Consider the following 21,427-nt stretch of genomic DNA (forward strand, 5'->3'; position numbering starts at 1 on the left):
CGGCGCTCGGGCCACCGCTCGGCGGGCCGGTGCGCGGGCCGGGTGTGCCCGGCGGCGCGGTCGGTGGGCCGGGCGTGCCCGGCGGCGTGCTCGGGCCCAGTTCGTGCAGGAATCGGCTGGGCTGCTCCTCGTGGTCGTCGCCGCCGACCGCCGCCGACGCCACGGCGCTGACCAGCAGGCGGTGGCGGGCACGGCTGATGGCGACGTGGAAGAGTCGGCGCTCCTCGTCCAGCAGAGCCGAGGTCTGGCCCACCACGTTCGCCGCCCGGGCCCCGCCGACGGACCGGCCGGCGAGCACGTCGACCAGCCGTTCGGACCCGAGCAGGCTGCCGCGCAGGCGCAGGTCCGGCCAGATGCCCTCCTGCACCCCGGCGATCGCGACCAGATCCCACTCCAGGCCCTTCGCGGCGTGCGCGGTGAGCAGTCGTACTGCAGCGCCCCGGTCGGCGGTCGGCGCGATGGTGTCCGCCGGCAGGTCCTGGGCGAGCACGTGGTCGAGGAAGACCTCGGTACGCGCGCCGGGCAGCCGGTCGGTGAAGCGGGCCGCCGCGTCGAAGAGCACCAGCACGGCGTCCAGGTCCCGGTCGGCGGCCTCGGCTCGCCGGCGTCGGGCCAGGTCGCCCTCCCCGGCCGCCGGCCGTCCCTGGGCGATCGCGCCGGCCCAGCGTTCGGCCAGCCCACTGGCGTCCCAGACCTCCCAGAGCACGGTCTCGGCAGTCGCGCCGGGTTGGGCCGCGGCGTCCCGGGCGGTGGCGAGCAGCCCGGCCACCGCCTGCGCCGGCTCCGCCCACCGCCGGTCGATGCCGGCCAGGTCCGTCGGGTCGCGCAGCGCCTCGACGATCAGCTCCCCGGACGGGCGGCGGTCACCCCCGGCCAGCGCCAGGGCGCGCAGGCCTTGACGCAGTCGCCGTTCGGCGAGCGGGTCCGCGCCGCCCAGCGGCGAGTGCAGCAGCGCGACTGCCGCCTCCTCGTCGAGCCGGGCCGGTTCCAGTGCGCAGCGCAGCAGGAGCAGCAGCGGGGCCACCGCTGGTTGCAGGTGCAGGGGCAGGTCCTCGCCGTGCACCACGGTCGGGACGCCGGCGCCGTGCAGCGCGCGTTGCAGGGTGGGCAACTGCAACGCCGTGGACCGCACCAGGACCGCCATCCGCGACCACGGGACGCCGTCGAGCAGGTGCGCGGCGCGCAGCGCGTGAGCCAGCCAGGCGGCCTCGCTGGTCGCCGACCGGAACGTGTGCACCTCGACCACACCGGCCGGGGCGTCCGGCAGTGGGCGCAGCCGGCGGTGCGCCATCGGACCCCGCAGCCGGCGGCCCAGCTGGGCCATCGCGGAAAGCAGGACCGGGCCGGCCCGGTACGACGTGCTCAGCAGCACCTGTGCGGCCGGTGCGCCGGAGGCCGTCCGGAAACGGTGCCCGAACGTGGTCACCCCGGCCGGGTCGGCACCGCGGAAGGCGTACGTGGAGGAGTCGGGGTCGGCGAACGCGACGAGCGACTTGCCCCCGCCGGCGATGACCGAGAGCAGTTCGAGCTGGGCGGGATCGGTGTCGGCCAGTTCGTCGACGTACACGTGGGCGAGGCGGCGGCGCTCGGCGGCCAGCAGCTCCTCGTCGTCGCGCAGCAGACCGGTGGCGGCCCGGACCAGCTCGGCCGGGTCGTACGCGATCGAGCCCCGGTTGCTGACGTCGCGCAGCGCGAGCACCGAGACGTACTCCCGCAGGAAGCGGGCGGCGGCCGGCCAGTCGGCGCGGCCGAGCTTCTCGCCCAGCCGGGCCAGGTCGGCCGGGCCGACCCCGCGCTCGGCGGCGCGCATGAGCAGGTCGCGCAACTGGCCGGCGAAGGCCCGGGTCCGCAGTGCCGGGCGCAGGTCGTCCGGCCAGCCGACCGGGTCGTCCTCGGGCTCCTCGCCCACCACGTCCAGCAGCTCGCGGATGATCAGATCCTGCTCGGGGCCGGTGAGCAGCCGGGGCGACGGCTCGCCGCGTTCGGCGGCGGCCCGGCGCAGCAGCCCGAAGGCGTACGCCGGGAAGGTGCGCACCAGCGGCTCGCGCAGCACCCGGTAGCCGTCCTGCGCGACCCGGGCCTCGATGCGTTGGCGCAGCGCGGTGGCGCCGCGGCGACCGAAGGTCAGCACGAGGATCCGTTCGGGATCGACCCCCTCGGAGACCCGGGCGGCGACCGCCTCGACGAGGGTGCTGGTCTTGCCGGTGCCGGGACCGCCGAGCACCAGCATCGGCCCGTCGGTGTGCGCGACGACCTCCTGCTGGACGGGATCGACACGCCAGCGGAGGCTCGCCGGCCCGGGTGTGCCGGCGGCCTCGACCGCAGCGGCGACGGCACCGTCGCCACTCGGCACGGCGACGCCGCCGTCCGGCGCGGCCCCGTCCCCTCGCGCCGGCCCCTCGGACCGCCGCACCAACCGGTACGCCTGCATCACCAAATCCCATCACCCCCCTACGACACCAACCCACCCCAGCCGCGCTGGTCATGGGAGGTGGCGGCACGACACGCCGACGGCCCTGCCGCCACCTCTCATGACCGACCGGGTGGGACCCGGAGTCAGGGTAGGTGGGACTCCAGCGCTTTGACCGCTTCGGGGACCGTGGCGACCACGGTCAGCAGATTGCGCCCGGCGGGTTTGAGGAAATTCTGGTCGGTGATGGTGGCCAGCCAGTCCAGCAGCGGCCGGTAGAAGCCGTCCGCGTCGATCAGCACCATCGGCTTGGTGTGCAGGGCGAGGGTGGCGGTGGTCCAGACCTCGAACAGCTCGTCCAGCGTGCCCAGCCCGCCCGGCAGGGCGAGGAACGCGTCCGACCTGTCGATCATCAGGGTCTTGCGGCTGGCCATCGAGTCGGTGACCAGCAGCTCGTCCGAGGCCAGGTCGGCGACCTCCAGATCGACGAGCGCCTGCGGGATGACGCCCACGGTGCGCCCGCCGGCGGCCCGCGCGCCGTCGACCACCGCGCCCATCATGCCGACGCAACCGCCGCCGCTGACCAGCGTGTGACCGCGCCGGGCCAGCTCCGCGCCGGTCTCCGTGGCGAGGTCGAGCCAGCGTTGGTCGAGGGTGCGGGACGAGGCGCAGAAGACGCAGACGGCCGCCATCAGCTCTCCCGGGGCCGGTCGGGGGCCTGCTCGGCGGCGGCCTGCTGGTCGGCGCCGGTACGCGCCACTGCCTCGTCGCGGACCGCCTCCTGCTCGACGGAGAGCGCCGCCTCGGCCTCGACGATGTGGCGGACGGCCGCGTTGACGTCGTCGGTGAGGCAGATCAGGTCCAGGTCGACCGGGCCGATCTTGCCGCTGGCGGCCATGGTGTCGCGCAGCCAGTCCAGCAGTCCCTGCCAGTAGGCAACACCCATCAGCACGACCGGGAACCGGGTGACCTTGCCGGTCTGCACGAGGGTGAGCGCCTCGAACAGCTCGTCCATGGTGCCGAAGCCACCGGGCAGCACCACGAACGCCTGCGCGTACTTGACGAACATGGTCTTGCGGGCGAAGAAGTAGCGGAAGTCGATGGCCAGGTCGACCCAGTCGTTGATGCCCTGCTCGAACGGCAGCTCGATGCCGAGCCCGACGGAGAGCCCGCCGGCCTCGGTGGCGCCCCGGTTGGCGGCCTCCATCACTCCCGGGCCACCCCCGGTGATGACCGCGTAACCGGCCCGCGCGAGCGCGCCACCCAACTCCTCGGCGAGCCGGCACTCGGCCGTGTCCGGGCCGCTGCGGGCCGAGCCGAAGACGCTGACCGCCGGCGGCAGGTCGGCGAGGGTGTCGAAGCCCTCGACGAACTCGGAGAGGATGCGCAGCGCCCGCCAGGCGTCCCTGGTCTTCCAGTCCCCGCGCCCACGCGAGTCGAGCAGCCGCTGGTCGGCGGTGCTGCTCGGGATCGCCCCCCGGCGCAGCGTGACGGCGCCCCGGTGCCGCTCCTGCCCCGGGCCGCGGCCGGCCTCCCGCCCGTTGTTCTGGCTCATGAGGCAACCGTAGTGGAGCCGCACACGCCGGGTGTGCGGGGCGGGGACGCCGAGAAATAGTTCGCGATCAAGGGCAACTATTTGGCTTCCCCGTACGTCTTACTATTCACATACCGGGTATGCCCGGGCGCGCGCCTTCGGGGGAGGAGACAGCGTGATCAGCAACAGCGAGATGATCCGGATCCGTCGACAGATGCAGCGACGGATCCACGACGTGGTGGCCGAGCGCCGCCGCGCCCGTGACCTCGACCCCGCCCTGTCGCCCGCCGCCACCGGATCCGGAGCCGATCAAGAGGTTCGCGCCGCCGACAACGGGCCCGGCTGACGCGAACCTCTTGATCGCCGGAAACACTGCCGACTGGCGAGCCCGCAACGGGCCCGACCAGGTCAGGCCGGGGCGAGCCAGCGGTGCAGCGTCGCCGCGCCGTCCCGGATCTTGCTGATCTCGACGTGCTCGTCGGGGTGGTGGGCGAGGTTCGGGTCGCCCGGGCCGAAGTTCAGCGCAGGGATCCCCATCGCCGCGAACCGGGCCACATCCGTCCAGCCCAGCTTGCCGATCGGCGCGGCGCCGACCGCCGCCAGGAACTCCTTCGCCGGGGCCGCCTCCAGCCCCGGGGCGGCACCCGCCGCGGTGTCGGTCACCCGCACCTCGAAGCCGTCGAACACCTCACGCAGGTGCGCCTCCGCCTCAGCGGGGGTGCGGTCCGGGGCGAACCGGTAGTTGACCTCGATCTCGCAGTGGTCCGGGACCACGTTGCCGGCCACACCACCGTTGATCCGTACCGCGTTCATGCCCTCGCGGTAGTCGCAGCCGTCGATGGTGACCCGGCGTGCCTCGTACGTCTGGAGACGGCGCAGCACCTCCCCGGCCGCGTGGATCGCGTTCACGCCGTGCCAGGAGCGCGCCGAGTGGGCGCGTACGCCGGTCGTGGTGACCACCGACCGCATGGTGCCCTGGCAGCCCGCCTCGACGATGCCGTACGTCGGCTCCAGCAGCACCGCGAAGTCCGCCTCCAGCCACTCCGGGAACGCCTGCGCGACGAGGTTGAGCCCGTTGTAGCGCGACTCGATCTCCTCGGCCTCGTAGAAGAAGTACGTCACGTCGTAGCGCGGATTGGGCAGCGTCACGGCGAGGTGCAGGGCGTACGCGACGCCGGATTTCATGTCGGAGGTTCCGCAGCCGTACATCAGGTCGCCGCGCATGGTCGACGGGAAGTTGTTGTTCAGCGGCACCGTGTCCAGGTGACCGGCGAGCACGACGCGCTGCGACCGGCCGAGGTCGGTGCGGGCCATCACGGTGTTGCCGTGCCGGTGCGTGGACAGGTGCGGTACGCCCCGCAGCACCTCCTCGACGAAGTCGGCGATGGCCTTCTCGTTGAGGGACACGGACTCTATGTCGACCAGTACGCGGGTCAGCTGCACCGGATCGGCGAGGACCTCGGGGGTCAGCGGGTTCTCCATGGTTCGCACGGTACCTTCAGGTCTGTCAGCGTGAGGAGCGAGCCGAGGCCGGCCTGGCCGCGACCGAGAGGTGCAACAGTGACGTCCGCAGATTCCGCCTGGGGCATCGGCCTGGCCACCGTCACCGCCGACGGGCAGGTGCTCGACACCTGGTATCCGACCGGCAAGCTGGGCCTGGGTGAGCTGCCGCTGGTCGCCGGCGAGGGCGAGTCGGACGTGCTGGACCTGCCGCCGGGCGCGCTGGGCGACCGGGCGCTGCCCGGTCTGCGTACCGAGCAGGTGGTCACCGTGATCGGCTCGCTGGACGACCCGATCAAGGACGCCTCCGACGCGTACCTCCGGTTGCACCTGCTGTCGCACCGCCTGGTGCGGCCCAACCAGCTCAACCTCGACGGCATCTTCGGCAAGCTCGCCAATGTGGCCTGGACGTCCGCCGGGCCGTGCCCGCCGGAGCGGGTGGACGAGCTGCGGGTGATCGAGCGGGCCGCCGGCCGGCACCTGGCGGTGTACGGGGTGGACAAGTTCCCCCGGATGACCGACTACGTGGTGCCCTCCGGCGTGCGGATCGCCGACGCGGACCGGGTCCGCCTCGGCGCGCACCTGGCCGCCGGCACGACGGTGATGCACGAGGGCTTCTGCAACTTCAACGCCGGCACCCTCGGCACCTCGATGGTCGAGGGGCGGATCGTGCAGGGCGTGGTGGTCGGCGACGGCTCCGACGTGGGCGCGGGCGCGTCGATCATGGGCACCCTCTCCGGCGGCGGCACCGACAAGGTCCGCATCGGTGAGCGGAGCCTGGTCGGCGCGAACGCCGGCATCGGCATCTCGCTGGGCGACGACTGCGTGGTCGAGGCCGGCTGCTACGTCACGGCCGGTTCGAAGGTCACCCTGCCGGACGGCCGGGTGGTCAAGGCCCGCGAGCTGTCCGGCGTCGACGGCCTGCTGTTCTGGCGCAACTCGGTGACCGGCGCGCTGGAGGCCCGCCCGCGCACCGGCCGGGGCATCGAACTGAACGCCGCGCTGCACGCCAACGACTGACGTCCCCGCCGGGTCCGCGGCACCCGGCCGCGGACCCGGCGGGGGTACGCCTCAGCGCAACCGGTACGCCTGGATGATCCGTTCGGTCACCGTGTTGCCGGCGGCGTCCCGAGCGGTCGCCCGCAGGGACACGTGGCCGGGTGCCGCCCGATGCCGGACGGTGGCCGTCCAGCCGTGGCCGCCGTGCCGGACCCGGGCGGGTTGCCAGGTACGCCCGCCGTCGTAGGAGACGTCCACCCGCAGCCCGGTCACGCGCGATCCGGGGACACCGGGCTGCGACTGCACCTGCACCGGAATGACCAGACTCCGACCGGCCGCCGCGGCGTTGTTCCCGTCCAGCGGAGGCGCGAACCGGATCGCCGACACCTGCAGTGGCCGGTAGTCGTCGCCGGGCACGTGCCCGGACCGGAACGTCCACGTCGCCCCGACCTCGGTGCTCAGGTCGGTGAAGCTGCGCTTCGCCGACACCTCCAGCCGGTAGTTCGCGACACCGGGCGGCACCGTGAACTGGCCGTAACCCGGCTCGGTCAGCTCGTCGACCAGGACGCCGTCGCGGTAGAGGGCGGTCCGGCCGGCGTCCGTGATCGACCCGCCGGCGTGGCCGTCGGCGTCGCTGTGCAGCGGAAGGCTCACCAGGATCTCGTCACCGAGGCGGGTGACGCCCTGGCCCGGCCAGCGCGGCGCGGGGAAGGACGGCCCGTACGGCGCGCTGTTCCAGGTCTCCCGGACGTGCCGGCCGGCCCGGTACGCCTTCGGTTCGGCCTCCAGCACCGCCTTCGTGTCGAGCCACCCCTCGTCGGTGGGTACGCCGAACGTCAGCTCGGAGGACCAGCGCAGACCGTTGGTGTTGTAGTGCTCGACGCGTTGCCCGGGCACGGCGGTGGGCAGGACCGTAGCCCAGCCACCCAGGTCCGGTTCGAGGTGCGGGAAGACCACCCGCTCGGAGAGCAGGCCGGGGTAGCCACCCCGGAACTCGTGGGTGACCGTGGCCAGGTCCCGAGCGCGGTAGGTCTTGTCGAAACCAGTCGGCATCCTCCCGGGGATCTTCTCGCTGAGCGCGTACAGGTAGGGGCTGCTGGCCACCTCCGGCTTGCGCCACTGGCTGCTCACCGTGCCGAAGAACCGTGCGCCGGAGACCACCCGGCCGAGGTGCCCGGTGGACAGCCCGGTGAAGTCCAACCCGAGCAGACCGAAGCCGTAGGACCTGTCGTCCGCGCCGATGAAATTCGCGCCGATCTCCACCAGGTCCGGTACTGCCGTCCGCTCCGGGATGGTCGTCCGCACCGGCCGTGCCTTGCGGGCGTCGACGGTGACTGTGGTGTCCCCGTCGAACACCAGCTCCGGCTGGGCCAGTTGGGCCGCCCCGGTGTCCCCGGTGAAGACGATGCTGGCCAGCGCGTAGCGGCCCTTCGGCACGCGTACCTCGACGGTGCCGTCCGAGTCGTACAGGTCGCGGCTCTCGAGGGTGTCCAGCCTGATCAGCGTGGTGATGAACCCCTCGGCGACCGCGCCGCCTTCGTCGAGGTGCCGGACGGTGAGCTGGTAGCTCTCCACCTCCCGGTTCACCGCTATCGGGGTGACCGCCACGGCGGCGCCGGAGCGGGCCACGATGCGGCCGGTCCAGTAGCCGTCCGTCCCGATGCGGGTGTCCACTGTGACAGTGGTGCCCGCCGTGCCGCCGGCGGGCACGGTGACCTGGCCCGCCCCGAGGGAGAACATGCCGGCCGGAGCCGGTTGGCCGTCCGGGCCGGTCACCTCCAGGGTCAGGTCGAGGGTGAGGGGGGCCGGACCGTCGTTGTGCCAGTCGACCTGCCGGGCGACCGGGGTGTCGTCGTCGTGCGGCCAGGCCGGCTGGCCGAACGAAACGCTGACCGGGGTGCTGGTCACCCGCTCGGTGATCGCATGGGCCACGTCGACCCGGCCGGCGCCCTGCTGGAAGGCGGTCTGCTCCGGGTGCGGCTTGGCCGAGGCCATCAGGGTCGCCTTGAGCTGGGCCGCCGCCCAACCCGTGTGCTGCTGGGCGAGCAGCGCCACCGCGCCGGTGACGTGCGGCGCGGCCATCGAGGTGCCGGAGAGCGCGAGGTATCCCTCCCCCACCGGCTCACCGATCTGCGCGCCCTTGGCACGGGCGGCGACGATGTCGACCCCCGGGGCGGTCAGGTCCGGCTTCAGCCCGCCGTCGCCCACCCTCGGGCCACGGCTGGAGAAGTCGGCAAGGGCGTCGTCGCGGTCCACCGCGCCGACGGTGAGCCCCGCTTCGGCGCTGCCCGGCGAGCCGACCGAGCCGTCCGTGCCGTCGTTGCCGGCGGAGAGGACGAAGAGCGCGCCGGTCTGCGCGGTCAGCGACTCGACGGCCGCCTCCAACGGGTCGACGTCGGGTGTGTCGGTGCCGCCCAGGCTCATGTTGATCACATCGGCGTGCTGGTCGGCGGCCGCCCACTGCATGCCGGCCAGGATCGCCGACTCCATGCAGCCGCCCTCCTCGCAGACCTTGCCGTTGAGCAGCGTGGCGTCCGGAGCGACACCGTGGTACTTGCCACCGGAGGCGGCGCCACTACCCGCGATGATCGAGGCGACGTGCGTGCCGTGGCCGACGGTGTCGTCGGTGTCGGTGGCCTCGGTGAAGTTCCGCGCCTCGGCGATCCGACCGCTCAGGTCGGGGTGGCTGGCGTCGATCCCGGTGTCCAGCACCGCCACGCGGACGCCCCGACCGGTGAAGCCGGCCTCGTACGCGGCCGGGGCGCCGATCTGCGGCACGCTGTGGTCGAGGGTGACCTGACGACGGCCGTCGAGCCAGATCCGGTCGGCGCCCCCCGCCGTGCCGACCCGGGCACCGGCGCCGGTCAGCGCCGCCCAGACCGTGGTGACCTGCTGCTTGTCGGCGGTCGCGGCGAACCCGCCGATGGCCGGCAACTCCGCCGTGACGGTCAGCCCGGCCGGCGCCGCGGAGCGTTTCCGGGCGCCCGCGTCGCCGGTGACCAGCACCGGCAGAGCGTTGCGGCGGGCGTCGTCGTAGCCGGCGTCGATCAGCCCGGTCACGTCGAACAACCGCCTGTCGACCCGGCCGGCGCGAACCAGGGGCAGGGCGTCCTGCGGCAGCACCGTGAGGTGGCCACGGTCACGGGTGGTGATGAACCGCTGGTGCGTACGCCCCGGACCGGGGCGTACGGAGGCGGACCCGGAGTCGGTGACGGTGACCCGGTCTCCGGTGAGCAGGGTGACTGTGGTCGTGGACGCGGCGCGCGGCGCGGCGCCCGTGGCGGCGTTGGTGGGCTTGGTGGCGCTGGCGGGTGGTTGAGCCGCGGCGATCACCGGAGTGCCGAGCACGAGGGCTGCGGCGGCGATGGCTGCGGTCATTCTGCTGCGTCGATGCAACGGATCCTCCTTGGTGGAGCGTTGTAACCAGAAGAGACGCATTGACCACCGACAGTATTGCATACCGAGTATGCATAAAAGAGGGCCGAAATATGACGGACCTGCCAACGGATGGCAGGTCAGCGGGCATCATCGACCGGGTGACCTCCATGAAGGACAAGATGCTCGCGGGTGAGCCCTACCTCGCCGACGATCCCGAGCTCATCGCCGACCTGGACCGGGCCGCCCGGTTGATGGAACGCTTCAACACCAGCCCTGCGGCGGATCCGGCGCAGCGACTCGCGGCCCTGCGCGACCTGCTCGGCGAGCTCGGTGAGGGCACCTGGATCCGTCCACCGTTCTACTGCGACTACGGCCGGCAGATCCGGATCGGCCCCCGCAGCTTCGTCAACTACAACGCGGTCTTCCTCGACGTCGCGGCGATCACCCTCGGCGCGGACGTCCAGGTCGGACCGAACGTGCAGCTCCTCACCCCGACCCACCCGGTGGAACCCGACCCGCGCCGCGACAAGTGGGAGGCCGCCAAACCGATCACCATCGGCGACAATGTGTGGCTCGGCGGCGGCGCGATAGTGCTCGCGGGAGTGACGATCGGCGCGAACACCGTCGTCGGCGCCGGAGCGGTGGTGACCCGCGACCTGCCCGCGAACGTGGTCGCGGTCGGCAACCCGGCCCGACCGGTCCGCGACCTCGACTAGGAGACCAGCATGGGAACGATCCACATCGACCTGTTCGCGACACTCGACCTGGTCGGTCAGGCTCCGGGTGGTCCCGACGAGGACCCGGAGGGCTTCCCGTACGGAGGCTGGCAGGCGCCGCTGTTCGACGAGACGGGCGGCCAGCAGGTCATGGAGGGCATGCGGGGCATGGACGCGCTGCTGCTGGGCCGCCGGACGTACGACATCTTCGCCGGCTACTGGCCGAAGCAGGGCGAGGGGGTCGACGGCGACATCGCCACCCTGTTCAACCGCATCCCGAAGTACGTCGCCTCGCGGGGCAACCCGGATCTGAGCTGGGCCGGCTCGACCCAGCTGGGCCCCGACCTGGGCAGCGCCGTGCGCGAGCTGCGGGACAGGCACGAGAAGATCCACGTGATCGGGAGCCTGAACCTGGTCCAGACGCTCCTGCGCGAACGCCTCTTCGACCGGCTCAACCTGTGGATCTTCCCGATCGTGCTGGGCGTCGGCAAGAAGGTGTTCGACGGCGGGGCCGTACCGGCCAACCTGACCCTCGTCGAGCCGCCCGCCACCTCCGCCAAGGGCGCGGTGCTCCTGCGGTACCGGCTCGATGAGGGAACGCCCACCACCGGGGACATGACCCGCGACGACCGCGGCGAGCAGTGACGACTGTCGTTCAGGTCACCGGCGGGTCGGGCAGGCGGACCACCAGGTCGGCCCGGTCGGCAGTGGGGACGACGCGGGTCGCGTTGGCCTCGTCGCTGCCCAACGCCCAGGCCCGCGCCTGCTCCGGTGACCGCCCGTACGCCTCGTGCCGAGCGGTCAACCGGCGCTGGCGCAGCTCGACGTCCAGGTCGAGGAACCACGCCTCGTGCAGCAGCGTCCGGACCTCCTGCCACGGAAAGTCCGGCACCAGCAGATAGTTGCCCTCGGTCACCACCAGGCGCACCGACGGCGGCACCTCGATCGCCCCGGCGACCGGCTCCTCGATCTCGCGGCGGAACTCCGGCGCGTACACCGAGGTCGGCTCCAGCCGGCGCAACCGGCGCAGCAGTGACACGTACCCGTTGGCGTCGAAGGTGTCGACCGCGCCCTTGCGGTCGGCGCGGCCCAACCGGACCAGCTCCGACTGGGCCAGGTGGAAGCCGTCCATCGGCACCAGCCGGGCGCTCGGCCCGACCTCGGCGACGATCCGCTCGGCCAGGGTGGACTTGCCGGCACCGGGCGCCCCGGTGATGCCGAGCAGTTGCCGCGGGCCGGCGTCGGCAAGTGACCGCGCCCGCGCCACCAACTCCTCGACGGCCAGCACCCGGGCCGGCGGCATCAGCCCAGCACCGGATCGCTGATCGTGAACCGGGCCTGCACCGCCGCCTGCACGGTCTGCGGCCGCGGATCCAGCTCCAGCTCGGGTGCCCCGCCGCCGGCGCCCCCGACGTCGAAGGCCGCGCGGGCGAACATCGGCCGGTCCCCCGGACCCGAGTCGGCCAGCTCGATCAACGCGGTGACGCGGGCGCCGAGCGCCTCGGCGTACTCCCGGGCGCGCAGCAGCGCGTCGTTGATCGCGGCGTGCCGCGCCTCGCGGTACGCCGGGCTGTCCGGGCGCAGCTCCCACCAGGGGCCGGCCACCTCGACCTGGTCCTGGTCGGCCAGCCGGAGCATCAGCTCGCCCAGAGCGGTGAAGTCGGTGACGGTGACCGTCGTGGTGACGCTGCCGAGCCAGCCCACGACACGCTCACCTGAGCGCTTGGTCTGCGGCCGGACCCACAGGTCGCCAGCCTCCCGCCGGGCCACCGCCGGCTCCGAGGCGTCCAGCAGCACCCGGACGGCGGCCGCCCGCTCGGCGAGCTGCGTCAGCGTCGCCTCCCGGTCCCGGGCGCGCGCCGTCACGGTGACCGCGAACCGCGCCAACTCGGGCGGCACCTCCCGGGTCGCCTCGCCACGCACCTGCACAACCGGGCCGTCCGTCGCCATGCCTGCCAGCCTAGTCAGGCACCGGCAGCCACGCCGGGTAGGAGACGACGTCCGAGCCGATCCGGCAGCCCGTCAGGTGGCCGCCGGCGTCGCCCAACCCGCGCAGCCAGGCCACCTCGACGGCATGGTCGCCGCCGGCCGGGAACTCGCGGTCCGCCGGGGCGAACCGGCGGCCCCGCAACGCCGACCGCGCCGCGCCGGCCTGCGCGTACCCGGCGGTGAGCGCGGGCGCGTCGCCGGCCCGCAGCGCGCCGGCCAGCTCGTCCAGCAGCACCCGGACCTCGGCCAGCTCGTGCAGGACCCGTTCGCGGTTGCCGAGCAGCATGTTCGCCGTCCGCTCGGCCGGCGTGCCGGCGACCCGGGTGCCGTCGGAGAAGCTGCCCGCGGCCAGCGCCAGCACGGCGTCACGCAGTGGCGACCGCTGCACCGCCCCGGCCAACGCGCCGGCCAACAGGTGCGGCACGTGCGACGCGAGCGCGGCCACCGAGTCGTGCGCCGGCGCGGACATCGGCACCACCCGGGCCTCGAACAGCTCCACCAGCAGCCCGGTCAGCCAGCGGAAGGCGAGTGTCGCGGCACCCGTCGCCGGGCAGAGCACCCAGGCCGCACCGGTGAGCAGCGTCGGGGAGGCCGCCGTCAGGCCTGCGGACTCCGCGCCCGCCATCGGGTGCCCGGGTACGAAACGGTCGGTGAGCCCCAGCCGGTCGGCGGCCGCGGCCACCTCGACCTTGGTGCTGCCGACGTCGGTGAGCACACATCCCGGCGCGGTCAGGTCGGCCACCTGGGCCAGCGTCCGGGGCAGGGTGGGCAGCGGACCGCAGAGGAAGACCATGTCCCGGCCGGCGACGGCCTGCTCGACCGTGGCCGGGGCCGAGACCCCGCGCTCCCGGGCCCGTTCCCGCGTCGCCGGGTCCGGATCCCACCCGGCGACGTCGAGGCCGGCGTCGGCGAGACGCAGCAGCAGCGAGCCACCGATCAGGCCGGTGCCGAGCACCGCCGCGCGGACGTTGGCGTACCGTCCGGTGCCGCCGTCGGTCATGGCCGGCCGCCCGGGGTCAGGCCCGCAGCCGGCCGGCGACCGCTGCGACGTGCTCGTCGGACTCGGTCAGCGCCACCCGGACGTACCGCTGGGCGGAGGGGCCGTAGAAGACACCGGCAGCGACCAGGATGCCGCGCCGGGCCAGCCAGTCGACAGTCTCCCAGCAGTCCTCGTCGCGGGTGAGCCAGAGGTAGAGGCCCGCCTCCGAGTGCTCGATCGTGAAGCCGGCGCCGGTGAAGGCGGCGGACAGCACCTCGCGCCGGGCGCGGTAGCGCTCCCGCTGCTCGACGGCGTGCTCCTCGTCCTGCAGGGCGGCCACCATCGCGGCCTGCACCGGCGCGGGCACGATCATGCCAGCGTGCTTGCGGACCTTCAACAGCTCGGCGACGAGAGCCGGATCGCCGGCCACGAACCCCGCCCGGTAGCCGGCGAGGTTGGACCGCTTGGACAGCGAGTGCACGGCGAGCACCCCGGTGTGGTCGCCGCCGCAGACCTCCGGCGACAGCACCGACACCGGCTCGGCCGACCAGCCCAGCGGCAGGTAGCACTCGTCGCTGGCGACCACCGCGCCGCGCTCCCGGGCCCAGCCCACGACCTTGCGCAGATGCGCCGCGGGCAGCACCCGCCCGGTCGGGTTACCTGGCGAGTTGACCCAGACCAGCCGGACGCGCGAGGTCGGCCCGACAGCGGTGAGCGAGTCGGCGCGGACCACTGTCGCGCCGGCCAGCCGGGCCCCGTCCTCGTACGTCGGGTAGGCGATCGACGGCACGACCACCACGTCGCCGGGACCGATGCCGAGCAGGGTCGGCAGCCAGGCGACCAGCTCCTTGGAGCCGATGGTCGGCAGGACGCCGAGACCGTCGACGCCAGCGCCACAGGCCCGGGCGACCCACGCCGCTATCGCGTCGCGCAGCGCCGGGGTGCCGGCGGTCAGCGGATAACCCGGGGCGTTGGACGCGTCCGCCAACGCCTGCCGGATCACCGCCGGAACCGGGTCGACAGGCGTGCCCATGGAGAGGTTGATCAGGCCCTCCGGATGCGCCGCGGCCAGCGTGGCCGCGGCGTCCAGGGTGTCCCAGGTGAACTCGGGCAGCCGTGCCGAAACCGGCGCGGGCCGGTTCAGTGGCCCTCGCCGCGCGGCGGCTGCGCGGCGACGAAGGTGGCGTCCTTCTCCACCTTGCCGATCTTCGAGGCGCCGCCGGGCGAGCCGAGCTCCTCGAAGAACTCGTAGTTCGCGCCGGTGTAGTCCTTCCACTGCTCGGGGACGTCGTCCTCGTAGAAGATCGCCTCCACCGGGCAGACCGGCTCACAGGCACCACAGTCGACGCACTCGTCGGGGTGGATGTAGAGCATCCGATTGCCCTCGTAAATGCAGTCGACCGGGCACTCCTCGATGCATGCCTTGTCGAGCACATCCACGCACGGCTCGGCGATGATGTAGGTCACCGGTCTTCTCCTCCGCAAGACGCGCCGCGATCTCCCGCGACGGTAAGAGCCTAGTATCTCGCCGGGGAGGGGGTCGATCGTGCTCCGACAGCAGGATGTGGGACACCGGATCGTGGTCCGCCGGATTGTGGGGATTCGCGAAGGCCGCCCGCTGTTTTCTGACGCCCTCGGCGAGCTGGTGGAGTTGAGCGAGACTCATCTCACCCTCGCCACGGCGCAGGGCCCGCTGCGGGTTCCGGTGGCGCAGGTGCACCGGGCCAAGCGGGTGCCGCCGACCCGCCGGCCGACCGCCGCCGCGGTGGTGGCGCTCGAACGGGCCGCCGACGAGGCCTGGCCGGCGCCGACGCGCGGCCGGCTCGGCGACTGGCTGCTGCGCTCGGCCGAGGGTTGGACCGGCCGGGCCAACTCGGCACTGCCGATCGGCGATCCGGACCGACCGCTGCCGGCGGCGGTGGACGCGGTCGAGCTCTGGTACGCCGACCGGGGCCGGCCGGCGATGATCAACACGCCGTTGCCGCTCGCCGCGCCGGTCGGCGCCGAGCTGGACGAACGCGGCTGGGACAGCCGCCCGCCGACACTCGTACAGACCGCGCCGCTCCCCCTGGCGACGCCCGCCGCCCGTATCCCGGGCGTGTCGACGGCCGAGCCGGGCGGGACCGTCGGCGGGCCGCGCGTTGGCGTCGGTGCGCAGCGTTCCGAGCTCGGCCGGCCGGGCATCGCGGTCGACGAGCCGGGCGGTGTGGTCGTCGAGGTGGTGACCGCGCCGAGCGCGGACTGGCTCGCGGTCGCCGCCGGCCGCAAGGGTGGTCTGCCGGACGCCGCCCGACACGTGCTCACCGCGGTGGACCAGGTCCGGTTCGCCCACGGGTACGTCGACGGCACGCTGGTGGCGATCGGCCGGGGCACGGTGACCGGCGAGGGCCGCTGGTTGGGCCTCAGCCTGATCGAGGTGCTGCCGGCGCTACGTCGGCAGGGGCTGGCCCGCCGCGTGATCGGCGAGCTGGCCGCCTGGGGCGCCACTGCCGGCGCGACACACGCGTTCCTCCAGGTGGAGCAGCACAACGCCGCTGCGGTGGCGCTCTACCGGACGCTCGGCTTCACCACCCACCACACCTACCTGACCCGGGTAGCCCCAGCCTGACCGACCCGCACCCTCCCCGTTCGCCGATCTTGCACTTCCTGCCGCGGCGCACTGGGGCATTCCGCCCGTATCGACGACCGAAAGTGCAAGATCGGCGGGGGCGTCAGCGGCGGACCACGCGGCGGGGCTTGGCCGCCTTGACCTCGGCGTACCGCTTGAGCTGCTGAGAGCGGTGGTCGAGACCGAGGGCGGTCGCCACCAGGTATCCGATCATGGTCCCGAGGCCGGTGGCGAGCAGGTAGAGCCAGATCTGGGCGAAGAACGTGCCCGCGCCGTCGGCGAACGGGTTGTGACCGACCACCAGCGGGCCGACCAGCACGGTCAGGGCCATGGCCACCAGCACCACGACCGCCACGTCGCCCGCCCACACGGCCAGCGGCCGCACGCGTCCCCAGCGGAAGGCGATCGCGGCCATTGTCAATCCGATCACCACGAACATCGCCAGCGACACCCGGTCGGCCGCGGCGTCGTCACCGTCGAAAGCGAACCGGGTGACCAGCCGGGCGACCAGGTTGACCGCGAACAGCCCTCCCGCGAGCACCCCGATGGTCCGCCACCGTCTGTCCATCGCACGACCTCCTGCCGTACGCCCCGTCTGCGGGGCCACATCCCTGGCAGGAATATCTACCACCCGTACCTGTGTGGCGTCACCAACGACCGAGCGTGGGCGGCGGGGCGAGGATCTGCCGGAAACCCATCACGGCGAACGTCATGGCGCCGGCCACGATCATCGCCAGGCCGACCCAGTTGTCGCCGGCCAGCAGCAGATCGCCCTCGGTGGTGCGGATGGCGGCCACCGCCATCAGGGCGAACCACGGCACCGCCGGCAGCGCCACCGCCCAGCGACGGCCGACCGCCTCGTGCGCGAACCAGCTCAGCACGATGTTGGCGCCGACGGCGAGCAGTGCCGAGACCCCGATGAGCTGCCCACCGACCCGGAGGGTGGCGAGCAGCAGCTCCAGCACACCGGTCACGACCCCCGCCACCATCACGACGACCGCGCCGGCCAGCCGCAGACCCAGGTCCAGCAGTCGCGGCGGTGGCCCCGCCTCGGGCGGGGTGTCCTGGTCGTTCACTACCGACATCGGCGCGGCGGGGAGCGTCACCGGAGACCGGCCGCCGCGAGCGGGGACCGGTCCACGGGAACCTCCGAGGGCAGCCCGGCGAAGAGGTCGTCCTCCCAGCCGTACGGGCCGACGCCCGGGCCCTTCGCACCGACCGCGAGGGTGAAGAACTCCACGCCCATGAACTCGCCCCCGAAGTTGCCGGCGATCGAGTAGAGCCAGGAGGTGGCCGGGATCTGGGTGGCGTGCGCCCGCATCGCCGCCTCCTTGGCCGCGTGCTGGTCGGTGCCGTCGATCCGGGCGGCGATCTGGTCGTCCGGGGTGCCGAAGGGCAGCTCGGCCAGGTCCTGGATGCCGGCGAACGGGTTGTCCGAGGATTCGGCGAAGTGCGCCATGCCGGCCTCCAGCACGCTGAGCGGCATCGCCGTCCAGTAGACCTTCGCCGGGGCGCAGCCCTCGACGGCGGCCAGCTCGACGGCGCGCATCGCCACCCGGTGCGCCTGGATGTGGTCGGGGTGACCGTAGAAGCCGTTCGGGTCGTACGTGATCAGCACCTGGGGGCGTACCTCCCGCATGACCTCCACCAGGTGCCCGGCGGCCTCGTCGAGGTCGGCCTGCCAGAAGGCGCGGGGGTGGTCGTTCGTCGCGAGGCCCATCATCCCCGAGTCGCGGTAGCGGCCGGCGCCACCGAGGAAACGGTGGTCGCTGACGCCGAGCGCAGCGCAGGCGGCGGCCAGCTCGGCGATCCGGTACCCGCCGAGCTGGTCGGCCTCGGCGGCGGCGAGCTGCGCGAGGGCCGGTACGTGGATCTCGCCCTCCTCGCCGAGGGTGCAGGTCACCAGCGTGACGTGTGCGCCGGCGGCGGCGTAGTGGGCCATGGTCGAGCCGGTGCCGATCGACTCGTCGTCGGGGTGCGCGTGGACCAGCAGCAGGCGGCGGTCGGGCAACGTCGTCACGACGGTCACTCTAACTGGCGGTTCTCTCCCGGGGTCGTCGACGCGTCCGCCCAGGTCGGCCACATCACGCCCGGCGCGGCTCTACGATTTGGCCTGTGGACTTTCCGGAGCTGGCCGCCCGCACCCGCCGGTTCAGCCACGGTGCGCCGCGCGCCGTCTCCGTGGCCGAAGACGGCTCCCGGGTGATCTTCCTGCGCTCCGCCGGCCCGGAGGATCCGGCGGACGCGCTCTGGCTGCTGGACGTGGCGACCGGCGAGGAACGCCTGGTGGCCGACCCGGCGACCCTGCTGGGCGACGAGGGTGACGTGCGGGCGCTCTCCCCCGGTGAGCGGGCGCTACGGGAACGGCTGCGGCTCACCGCCGCCGGCATCGGCTCGTACGCGTTGGACGCCGCCGGCCGGATCGCGGTGTTCGCGCTGGCCGGGCGGCTGTTCCGGGCCGATCTGGTGCACGGTGACGTGGTGGAGGTGGCCGCCGTCGGTCCGGTGCTGGATCCTCGACCGGATCCGACCGGGGAACGCCTGGCGTACGTCACCGACGCGGCCGGTGGCGTGCGCCGGGGTGAGCTGCGCGTCATCGAGGCCGATGGCACGGACACCCTGCTGGCCGGCGAGGACGCCGGAGTGAGCTGGGGTCTGGCCGAGCACATCGCGGCTGAGGAGTTCGGCAGGTACCGGGGCTACTGGTGGGCCCCGGACGGGCGGATGGTGCTCGCCGCCCGGGTGGACGAGTCCCGGCTGGACCGCTGGCACCTGCACGACCCGGCCGAGCCGGCGAGCCCGCCGACGGCCGTCGCGTACCCCCGGGCCGGCGGCCCGAACGCCGAGGTCAGCCTGCACCTGCTGGACCTGGACGACGGCTGGGTCGACGTGCACTGGGACCGCGAGACCTACCCGTACCTGACCGGGGTGAGCTGGGGCGAGGGCAACCCACTGATCACCGTGCTGCGCCGCTCGCAGCAGCACGGACTGGTGCTCGCGGTGGACCCGCGCACCGGTGAGACGCAGGTGCACGCCGAGCTGGCCGATCCGCGCTGGGTGGAGCCGATCGCCGGCACACCTGCCCACCTGCCCGACGGCCGGGTGCTGGTCGGCGGCGAACTGGCCCACGACGGGTACGACGCCCGCTGCCTGTTCGCCGACGGCACCCTGCTCACTCCCCCGTCGCTGTACGTGCGGCGGGTGGTGGGCCGGCTGCCGGCCGTCAGCGGTCCCGCCGACCTGCTGGTCGAGGCGAGTGACGGCGAGCCGAGCGAGCGGCACCTGTTCCGGGTCCGTACGACAATCGGGGGCGGGGTGGACGCCCGGCGGCTCACCACCGACTCGGGCTGGCACACCGCTGCCGTCGGCGGGGACGTCCTGGTGGTGGGGACCGCCTCGCTGGATCACGCCGGGGCGCGGTGGACGGTGTCGCGCGGCGGGCAGGAGCTGGCCGAGCTGCGGTCACTGGCCGCCAACCCGCCGTACTCTCCGCTGCCCCTGCTGGAGCGGGTGACCGACCGGCGGCTGCCGGCGGCGGTGCTCTACCCCGACAACCATGTGACGGGTCGGCGGCTGCCGGTGCTGCTGGACATCTACGGCGGTCCGGGACACCAGGAGGTGGTGGCGGCCCGGGCCGCGTGGCTGGAGCGGCAGTGGTGGGCCGACGCCGGGTTCGCGGTGGTCACGATCGACAACCGGGGTACGCCGGGCGTGGCGCCGTCGTTCGAGAAGGCGATCCACCGGCGGGTCGCCGACGTGATCCTGACTGACCAGATCGACGCGCTGACCGCGCTCGCCGGCAAGCATCCGGACCTGGACCTGGGCCGGGTGGGGGTGCGCGGCTGGTCGTTCGGCGGGTGGCTGGCCGGGTTGGCGGTGTTGCGCCACCCGGAGCTGTTCAAGTGCGGGATCGCGGGCGCACCGGTGACCGACTGGGCGCTGTACGACAGCGCGTACACCGAGCGTTATCTCGGCCTGCCGGAGGACGGCATGGACGTGTACGCGCACCACTCGCTGATCGAGTTGGCCGCGGAGCCGGTCACCGGGCCGGACCAGGCCCGCCCGTTGCTGCTGGTGCACGGCCTGGCCGACGACAACGTGGTGGCCGCGCACACGCTCCGGCTCTCCGCGGCCCTGCTGAGCACCGGCCGCCCGCACGCCGTGCTGCCGCTGACCGGCGCCACCCACATGGCCGCGAACGGCACCGCCGAGCGGCTGCTGCCGCTGGAGTTGGACTTCCTCCGCACCCACCTGCGGTAGGCGGTGCACCCCTATCGGCGCGACCTGCCGTCGGCCGAATTGCACCTGATCGACACCGGCCACTTCCTGCTGGAAGACAAGCTCGACGTCGCCGCGCCGATAATCCACGACTTTCTCGACCGAAAGCGGCGACGTCGTCATCGACGGTGTGCGCCGCAGGCCCACGACGACGAAGGTCCCCTTCCGACAGCCCTGTCGAAAGGGGACCTTCCTGCCCGGTCTCGGATCCGCGCGCGGTGTGGCGCGGAAAGCGGTCAGCCCTTGGGGCTGGGGCCGAAACGGTTGGCTCCGGGCGTGCCGTCCTGCACGAAGAACACGATCAGGACGATGGCGCCCACGAGCGGCACCAGGCCGATCAGCACCCACCACCCCGTCCGGTCGGTGTCGTGCAGGCGCCGCACCGCGACAGCGAGCGTCGGCAGCAGCAGCACCAGGGAGGCGATAAGACCGATGACACCGCTCGTCGAACCGTCCACGAAGGTCAATCCGAGAGCGCTGTCCAGAATGGCCGCGATAATACCGACGAGGACGGAGAACAGGGCGAACCACCAGTACTCAGACCGGCGGGCCCGACCCGTGAAACCGACGTACTGACTGAAGACCGATTTGATGGCGGCACCGAATGACATGACTATCTCCCGTTTGTGAGGGGCTTTCAAGGTCATCGCGAAGGCAGCCAAACAGATCGATGTGACGGGGTCAACGGCCGAGCGGCCGAGGCGCAGTAGCCGCAGCGCCCACAAAACCAGCCGGGGCGCGGCTTGGGTCGCCGGGCAGGGACAATGCGACGATGTCGGACCTCACGAAGCCACTCGGCTACCGCCTCATCACCGGACGAGATGACGCCGAATTCTGCGCCCGCGTCAGCGCGCTCCTCGATCAGGGCTATCGGCTGCACGGCTCGCCGGCGCTGACCTTCGACGGCGAACGCGTCATCGCCGCCCAGGCGGTGGTGCTGCCGCGCTCCGTCGGCCCGGAGGCGGCCACTGGCAACGCCGGATAGTGCGACGGTACGGATAACCGCACCCGTACCGTTCGGGCGGCCCGGATGTCC

General features: G+C 73.2%; 21 protein-coding genes. 7 read left to right on the forward strand and 14 right to left on the reverse strand.

Annotation, left to right across the window (positions count from 1 at the left end; all coding sequences use genetic code 11):
• From B0E54_RS13705 to B0E54_RS13715, 3 genes are all read right to left on the reverse strand, one after another.
• Nucleotides 1-2,431: ATP-dependent helicase (locus tag B0E54_RS13705; RefSeq protein ID WP_234583806.1), on the reverse strand; the 2,431-nt coding region annotated here is incomplete at its 3' end.
• A 125-nt stretch (nt 2,432-2,556) separates the two neighbouring features.
• Nucleotides 2,557-3,102 (reverse strand): TIGR00730 family Rossman fold protein, encoded by a 546-nt coding sequence (locus B0E54_RS13710; RefSeq protein ID WP_234583807.1) that lies wholly within the window; start codon nt 3,100-3,102, stop codon nt 2,557-2,559.
• Entirely contained in the window at nt 3,102-3,965 is an 864-nt protein-coding gene (locus B0E54_RS13715) for a TIGR00730 family Rossman fold protein (protein WP_234583808.1), read from the reverse strand. The genes B0E54_RS13710 and B0E54_RS13715 overlap by 1 nt, the downstream gene beginning before the upstream one ends.
• Nucleotides 3,966-4,119: 154 nt before the next feature.
• On the opposite strand from B0E54_RS13715, the gene B0E54_RS13720 reads away from it, so the two are divergent.
• A complete protein-coding gene (locus tag B0E54_RS13720; protein WP_234583810.1) occupies nt 4,120-4,290 on the forward strand; it encodes a hypothetical protein in 171 nt (56 codons plus the stop codon).
• A 62-nt stretch (nt 4,291-4,352) separates the two neighbouring features.
• Here B0E54_RS13720 and dapE read toward each other — a convergent pair whose 3' ends face one another.
• Entirely contained in the window at nt 4,353-5,426 is a 1,074-nt protein-coding gene (gene dapE, locus B0E54_RS13725) for a succinyl-diaminopimelate desuccinylase (protein ID WP_234583811.1), read from the reverse strand.
• A 78-nt stretch (nt 5,427-5,504) separates the two neighbouring features.
• Between dapE and dapD the strand changes: the two genes are divergently transcribed.
• A complete protein-coding gene (gene dapD / locus B0E54_RS13730) occupies nt 5,505-6,464 on the forward strand; it encodes a 2,3,4,5-tetrahydropyridine-2,6-dicarboxylate N-succinyltransferase (RefSeq protein ID WP_234583812.1) in 960 nt (319 codons plus the stop codon).
• Nucleotides 6,465-6,515: 51 nt separating this feature from the next.
• Here the strand turns inward: dapD and B0E54_RS13735 are convergent, their stop codons facing one another.
• Nucleotides 6,516-9,821: a S8 family serine peptidase gene (locus B0E54_RS13735; protein ID WP_234583814.1), complete on the reverse strand. Its 3,306-nt coding sequence runs from the start codon at nt 9,819-9,821 to the stop codon at nt 6,516-6,518.
• Nucleotides 9,822-9,979: 158 nt separating this feature from the next.
• Here B0E54_RS13735 and B0E54_RS13740 point away from each other — a divergent pair, with 158 nt between their 5' ends.
• Together B0E54_RS13740 and B0E54_RS13745 are read left to right on the forward strand one after the other, a co-directional pair.
• Nucleotides 9,980-10,537, forward strand: coding sequence for a sugar O-acetyltransferase (locus B0E54_RS13740; protein WP_234583815.1), 558 nt, complete (start codon nt 9,980-9,982; stop codon nt 10,535-10,537).
• Nucleotides 10,538-10,546: 9 nt separating this feature from the next.
• Nucleotides 10,547-11,182 (forward strand): dihydrofolate reductase family protein, encoded by a 636-nt coding sequence (locus B0E54_RS13745; RefSeq protein WP_234583816.1) that lies wholly within the window; start codon nt 10,547-10,549, stop codon nt 11,180-11,182.
• A gap of 10 nt (nt 11,183-11,192) precedes the next feature.
• Here the strand turns inward: B0E54_RS13745 and B0E54_RS13750 are convergent, their stop codons facing one another.
• Genes B0E54_RS13750 through fdxA form a run of 5 tightly spaced genes read right to left on the reverse strand, consistent with a single transcriptional unit; the run spans nt 11,193 to nt 14,972 of the window.
• The gene (locus B0E54_RS13750; protein ID WP_234583817.1) at nt 11,193-11,840 is read right to left on the reverse strand and encodes a nucleoside/nucleotide kinase family protein; all 648 of its coding nucleotides are present in this window, start codon (nt 11,838-11,840) and stop codon (nt 11,193-11,195) included.
• Complete coding sequence (locus tag B0E54_RS13755) at nt 11,840-12,487, reverse strand: SIMPL domain-containing protein (protein WP_234583818.1); 648 nt, start codon at nt 12,485-12,487, stop codon at nt 11,840-11,842. The genes B0E54_RS13750 and B0E54_RS13755 overlap by 1 nt, the downstream gene beginning before the upstream one ends.
• 10 nt (nt 12,488-12,497) lie before the next feature.
• Entirely contained in the window at nt 12,498-13,526 is a 1,029-nt protein-coding gene (locus B0E54_RS13760) for a prephenate dehydrogenase/arogenate dehydrogenase family protein (protein ID WP_234583819.1), read from the reverse strand.
• Between the two features lie 16 nt (nt 13,527-13,542).
• Nucleotides 13,543-14,649: a succinyldiaminopimelate transaminase gene (dapC, locus tag B0E54_RS13765; protein WP_305076130.1), complete on the reverse strand. Its 1,107-nt coding sequence runs from the start codon at nt 14,647-14,649 to the stop codon at nt 13,543-13,545.
• Nucleotides 14,646-14,972, reverse strand: a complete 327-nt coding sequence (gene fdxA / locus B0E54_RS13770) for a ferredoxin (protein WP_091422126.1) — start codon at nt 14,970-14,972, stop codon at nt 14,646-14,648. Before fdxA ends, dapC begins: the two co-directional genes overlap by 4 nt.
• A 79-nt stretch (nt 14,973-15,051) precedes the next feature.
• On the opposite strand from fdxA, the gene B0E54_RS13775 reads away from it, so the two are divergent.
• Nucleotides 15,052-16,113 carry a GNAT family N-acetyltransferase gene (locus tag B0E54_RS13775; protein ID WP_234583820.1) on the forward strand — a complete coding sequence of 354 codons (1,062 nt, stop codon included), beginning with the start codon at nt 15,052-15,054 and terminating at the stop codon, nt 16,111-16,113.
• 103 nt (nt 16,114-16,216) lie between these two features.
• Here B0E54_RS13775 and B0E54_RS13780 read toward each other — a convergent pair whose 3' ends face one another.
• The 3 genes from B0E54_RS13780 to mshB all read right to left on the reverse strand — a co-directional run bounded on the left by B0E54_RS13780 (nt 16,217) and on the right by mshB (nt 18,142).
• Nucleotides 16,217-16,681, reverse strand: coding sequence for a hypothetical protein (locus tag B0E54_RS13780; protein ID WP_234583821.1), 465 nt, complete (start codon nt 16,679-16,681; stop codon nt 16,217-16,219).
• Nucleotides 16,682-16,760: 79 nt separating this feature from the next.
• Complete coding sequence (locus B0E54_RS13785) at nt 16,761-17,198, reverse strand: hypothetical protein (RefSeq protein ID WP_234583822.1); 438 nt, start codon at nt 17,196-17,198, stop codon at nt 16,761-16,763.
• 17 nt (nt 17,199-17,215) lie between these two features.
• Nucleotides 17,216-18,142, reverse strand: coding sequence for an N-acetyl-1-D-myo-inositol-2-amino-2-deoxy-alpha-D-glucopyranoside deacetylase (gene mshB / locus B0E54_RS13790; RefSeq protein WP_234583823.1), 927 nt, complete (start codon nt 18,140-18,142; stop codon nt 17,216-17,218).
• Nucleotides 18,143-18,228: 86 nt separating this feature from the next.
• Between mshB and B0E54_RS13795 the strand changes: the two genes are divergently transcribed.
• Nucleotides 18,229-20,373, forward strand: coding sequence for a prolyl oligopeptidase family serine peptidase (locus tag B0E54_RS13795; protein WP_234583824.1), 2,145 nt, complete (start codon nt 18,229-18,231; stop codon nt 20,371-20,373).
• A gap of 254 nt (nt 20,374-20,627) precedes the next feature.
• Here the strand turns inward: B0E54_RS13795 and B0E54_RS13800 are convergent, their stop codons facing one another.
• Nucleotides 20,628-21,002, reverse strand: coding sequence for a DUF805 domain-containing protein (locus B0E54_RS13800; protein ID WP_234583826.1), 375 nt, complete (start codon nt 21,000-21,002; stop codon nt 20,628-20,630).
• A gap of 161 nt (nt 21,003-21,163) precedes the next feature.
• Between B0E54_RS13800 and B0E54_RS13805 the strand changes: the two genes are divergently transcribed.
• Entirely contained in the window at nt 21,164-21,376 is a 213-nt protein-coding gene (locus B0E54_RS13805) for a DUF1737 domain-containing protein (RefSeq protein ID WP_234583827.1), read from the forward strand.
• Nucleotides 21,377-21,427 lie beyond the last annotated feature (51 nt).

It is taken from the genome of Micromonospora sp. MH99, assembly GCF_021442385.1.
Classification (GTDB): Bacteria; Actinomycetota; Actinomycetes; order Mycobacteriales; family Micromonosporaceae; genus Micromonospora.

Bases quoted from the DNA above. Each gene is read 5' to 3' on its own strand.
- B0E54_RS13785 (WP_234583822.1), bottom strand. From the start codon at position 17,198: ATGTCGGTAGTGAACGACCAGGACACCCCGCCCGAGGCGGGGCCACCG.
- B0E54_RS13710 (WP_234583807.1), bottom strand. From the start codon at position 3,102: ATGGCGGCCGTCTGCGTCTTCTGCGCCTCGTCCCGCACCCTCGACCAA.
- B0E54_RS13735 (WP_234583814.1), bottom strand. From the start codon at position 9,821: ATGACCGCAGCCATCGCCGCCGCAGCCCTCGTGCTCGGCACTCCGGTG.
- B0E54_RS13780 (WP_234583821.1), bottom strand. From the start codon at position 16,681: ATGGACAGACGGTGGCGGACCATCGGGGTGCTCGCGGGAGGGCTGTTC.
- dapE (WP_234583811.1), bottom strand. From the start codon at position 5,426: ATGGAGAACCCGCTGACCCCCGAGGTCCTCGCCGATCCGGTGCAGCTG.
- B0E54_RS13745 (WP_234583816.1), top strand. From the start codon at position 10,547: ATGGGAACGATCCACATCGACCTGTTCGCGACACTCGACCTGGTCGGT.
- B0E54_RS13760 (WP_234583819.1), bottom strand. From the start codon at position 13,526: ATGACCGACGGCGGCACCGGACGGTACGCCAACGTCCGCGCGGCGGTG.
- B0E54_RS13750 (WP_234583817.1), bottom strand. From the start codon at position 11,840: ATGCCGCCGGCCCGGGTGCTGGCCGTCGAGGAGTTGGTGGCGCGGGCG.
- B0E54_RS13715 (WP_234583808.1), bottom strand. From the start codon at position 3,965: ATGAGCCAGAACAACGGGCGGGAGGCCGGCCGCGGCCCGGGGCAGGAG.
- B0E54_RS13805 (WP_234583827.1), top strand. From the start codon at position 21,164: ATGTCGGACCTCACGAAGCCACTCGGCTACCGCCTCATCACCGGACGA.
- B0E54_RS13755 (WP_234583818.1), bottom strand. From the start codon at position 12,487: ATGGCGACGGACGGCCCGGTTGTGCAGGTGCGTGGCGAGGCGACCCGG.
- B0E54_RS13800 (WP_234583826.1), bottom strand. From the start codon at position 21,002: ATGTCATTCGGTGCCGCCATCAAATCGGTCTTCAGTCAGTACGTCGGT.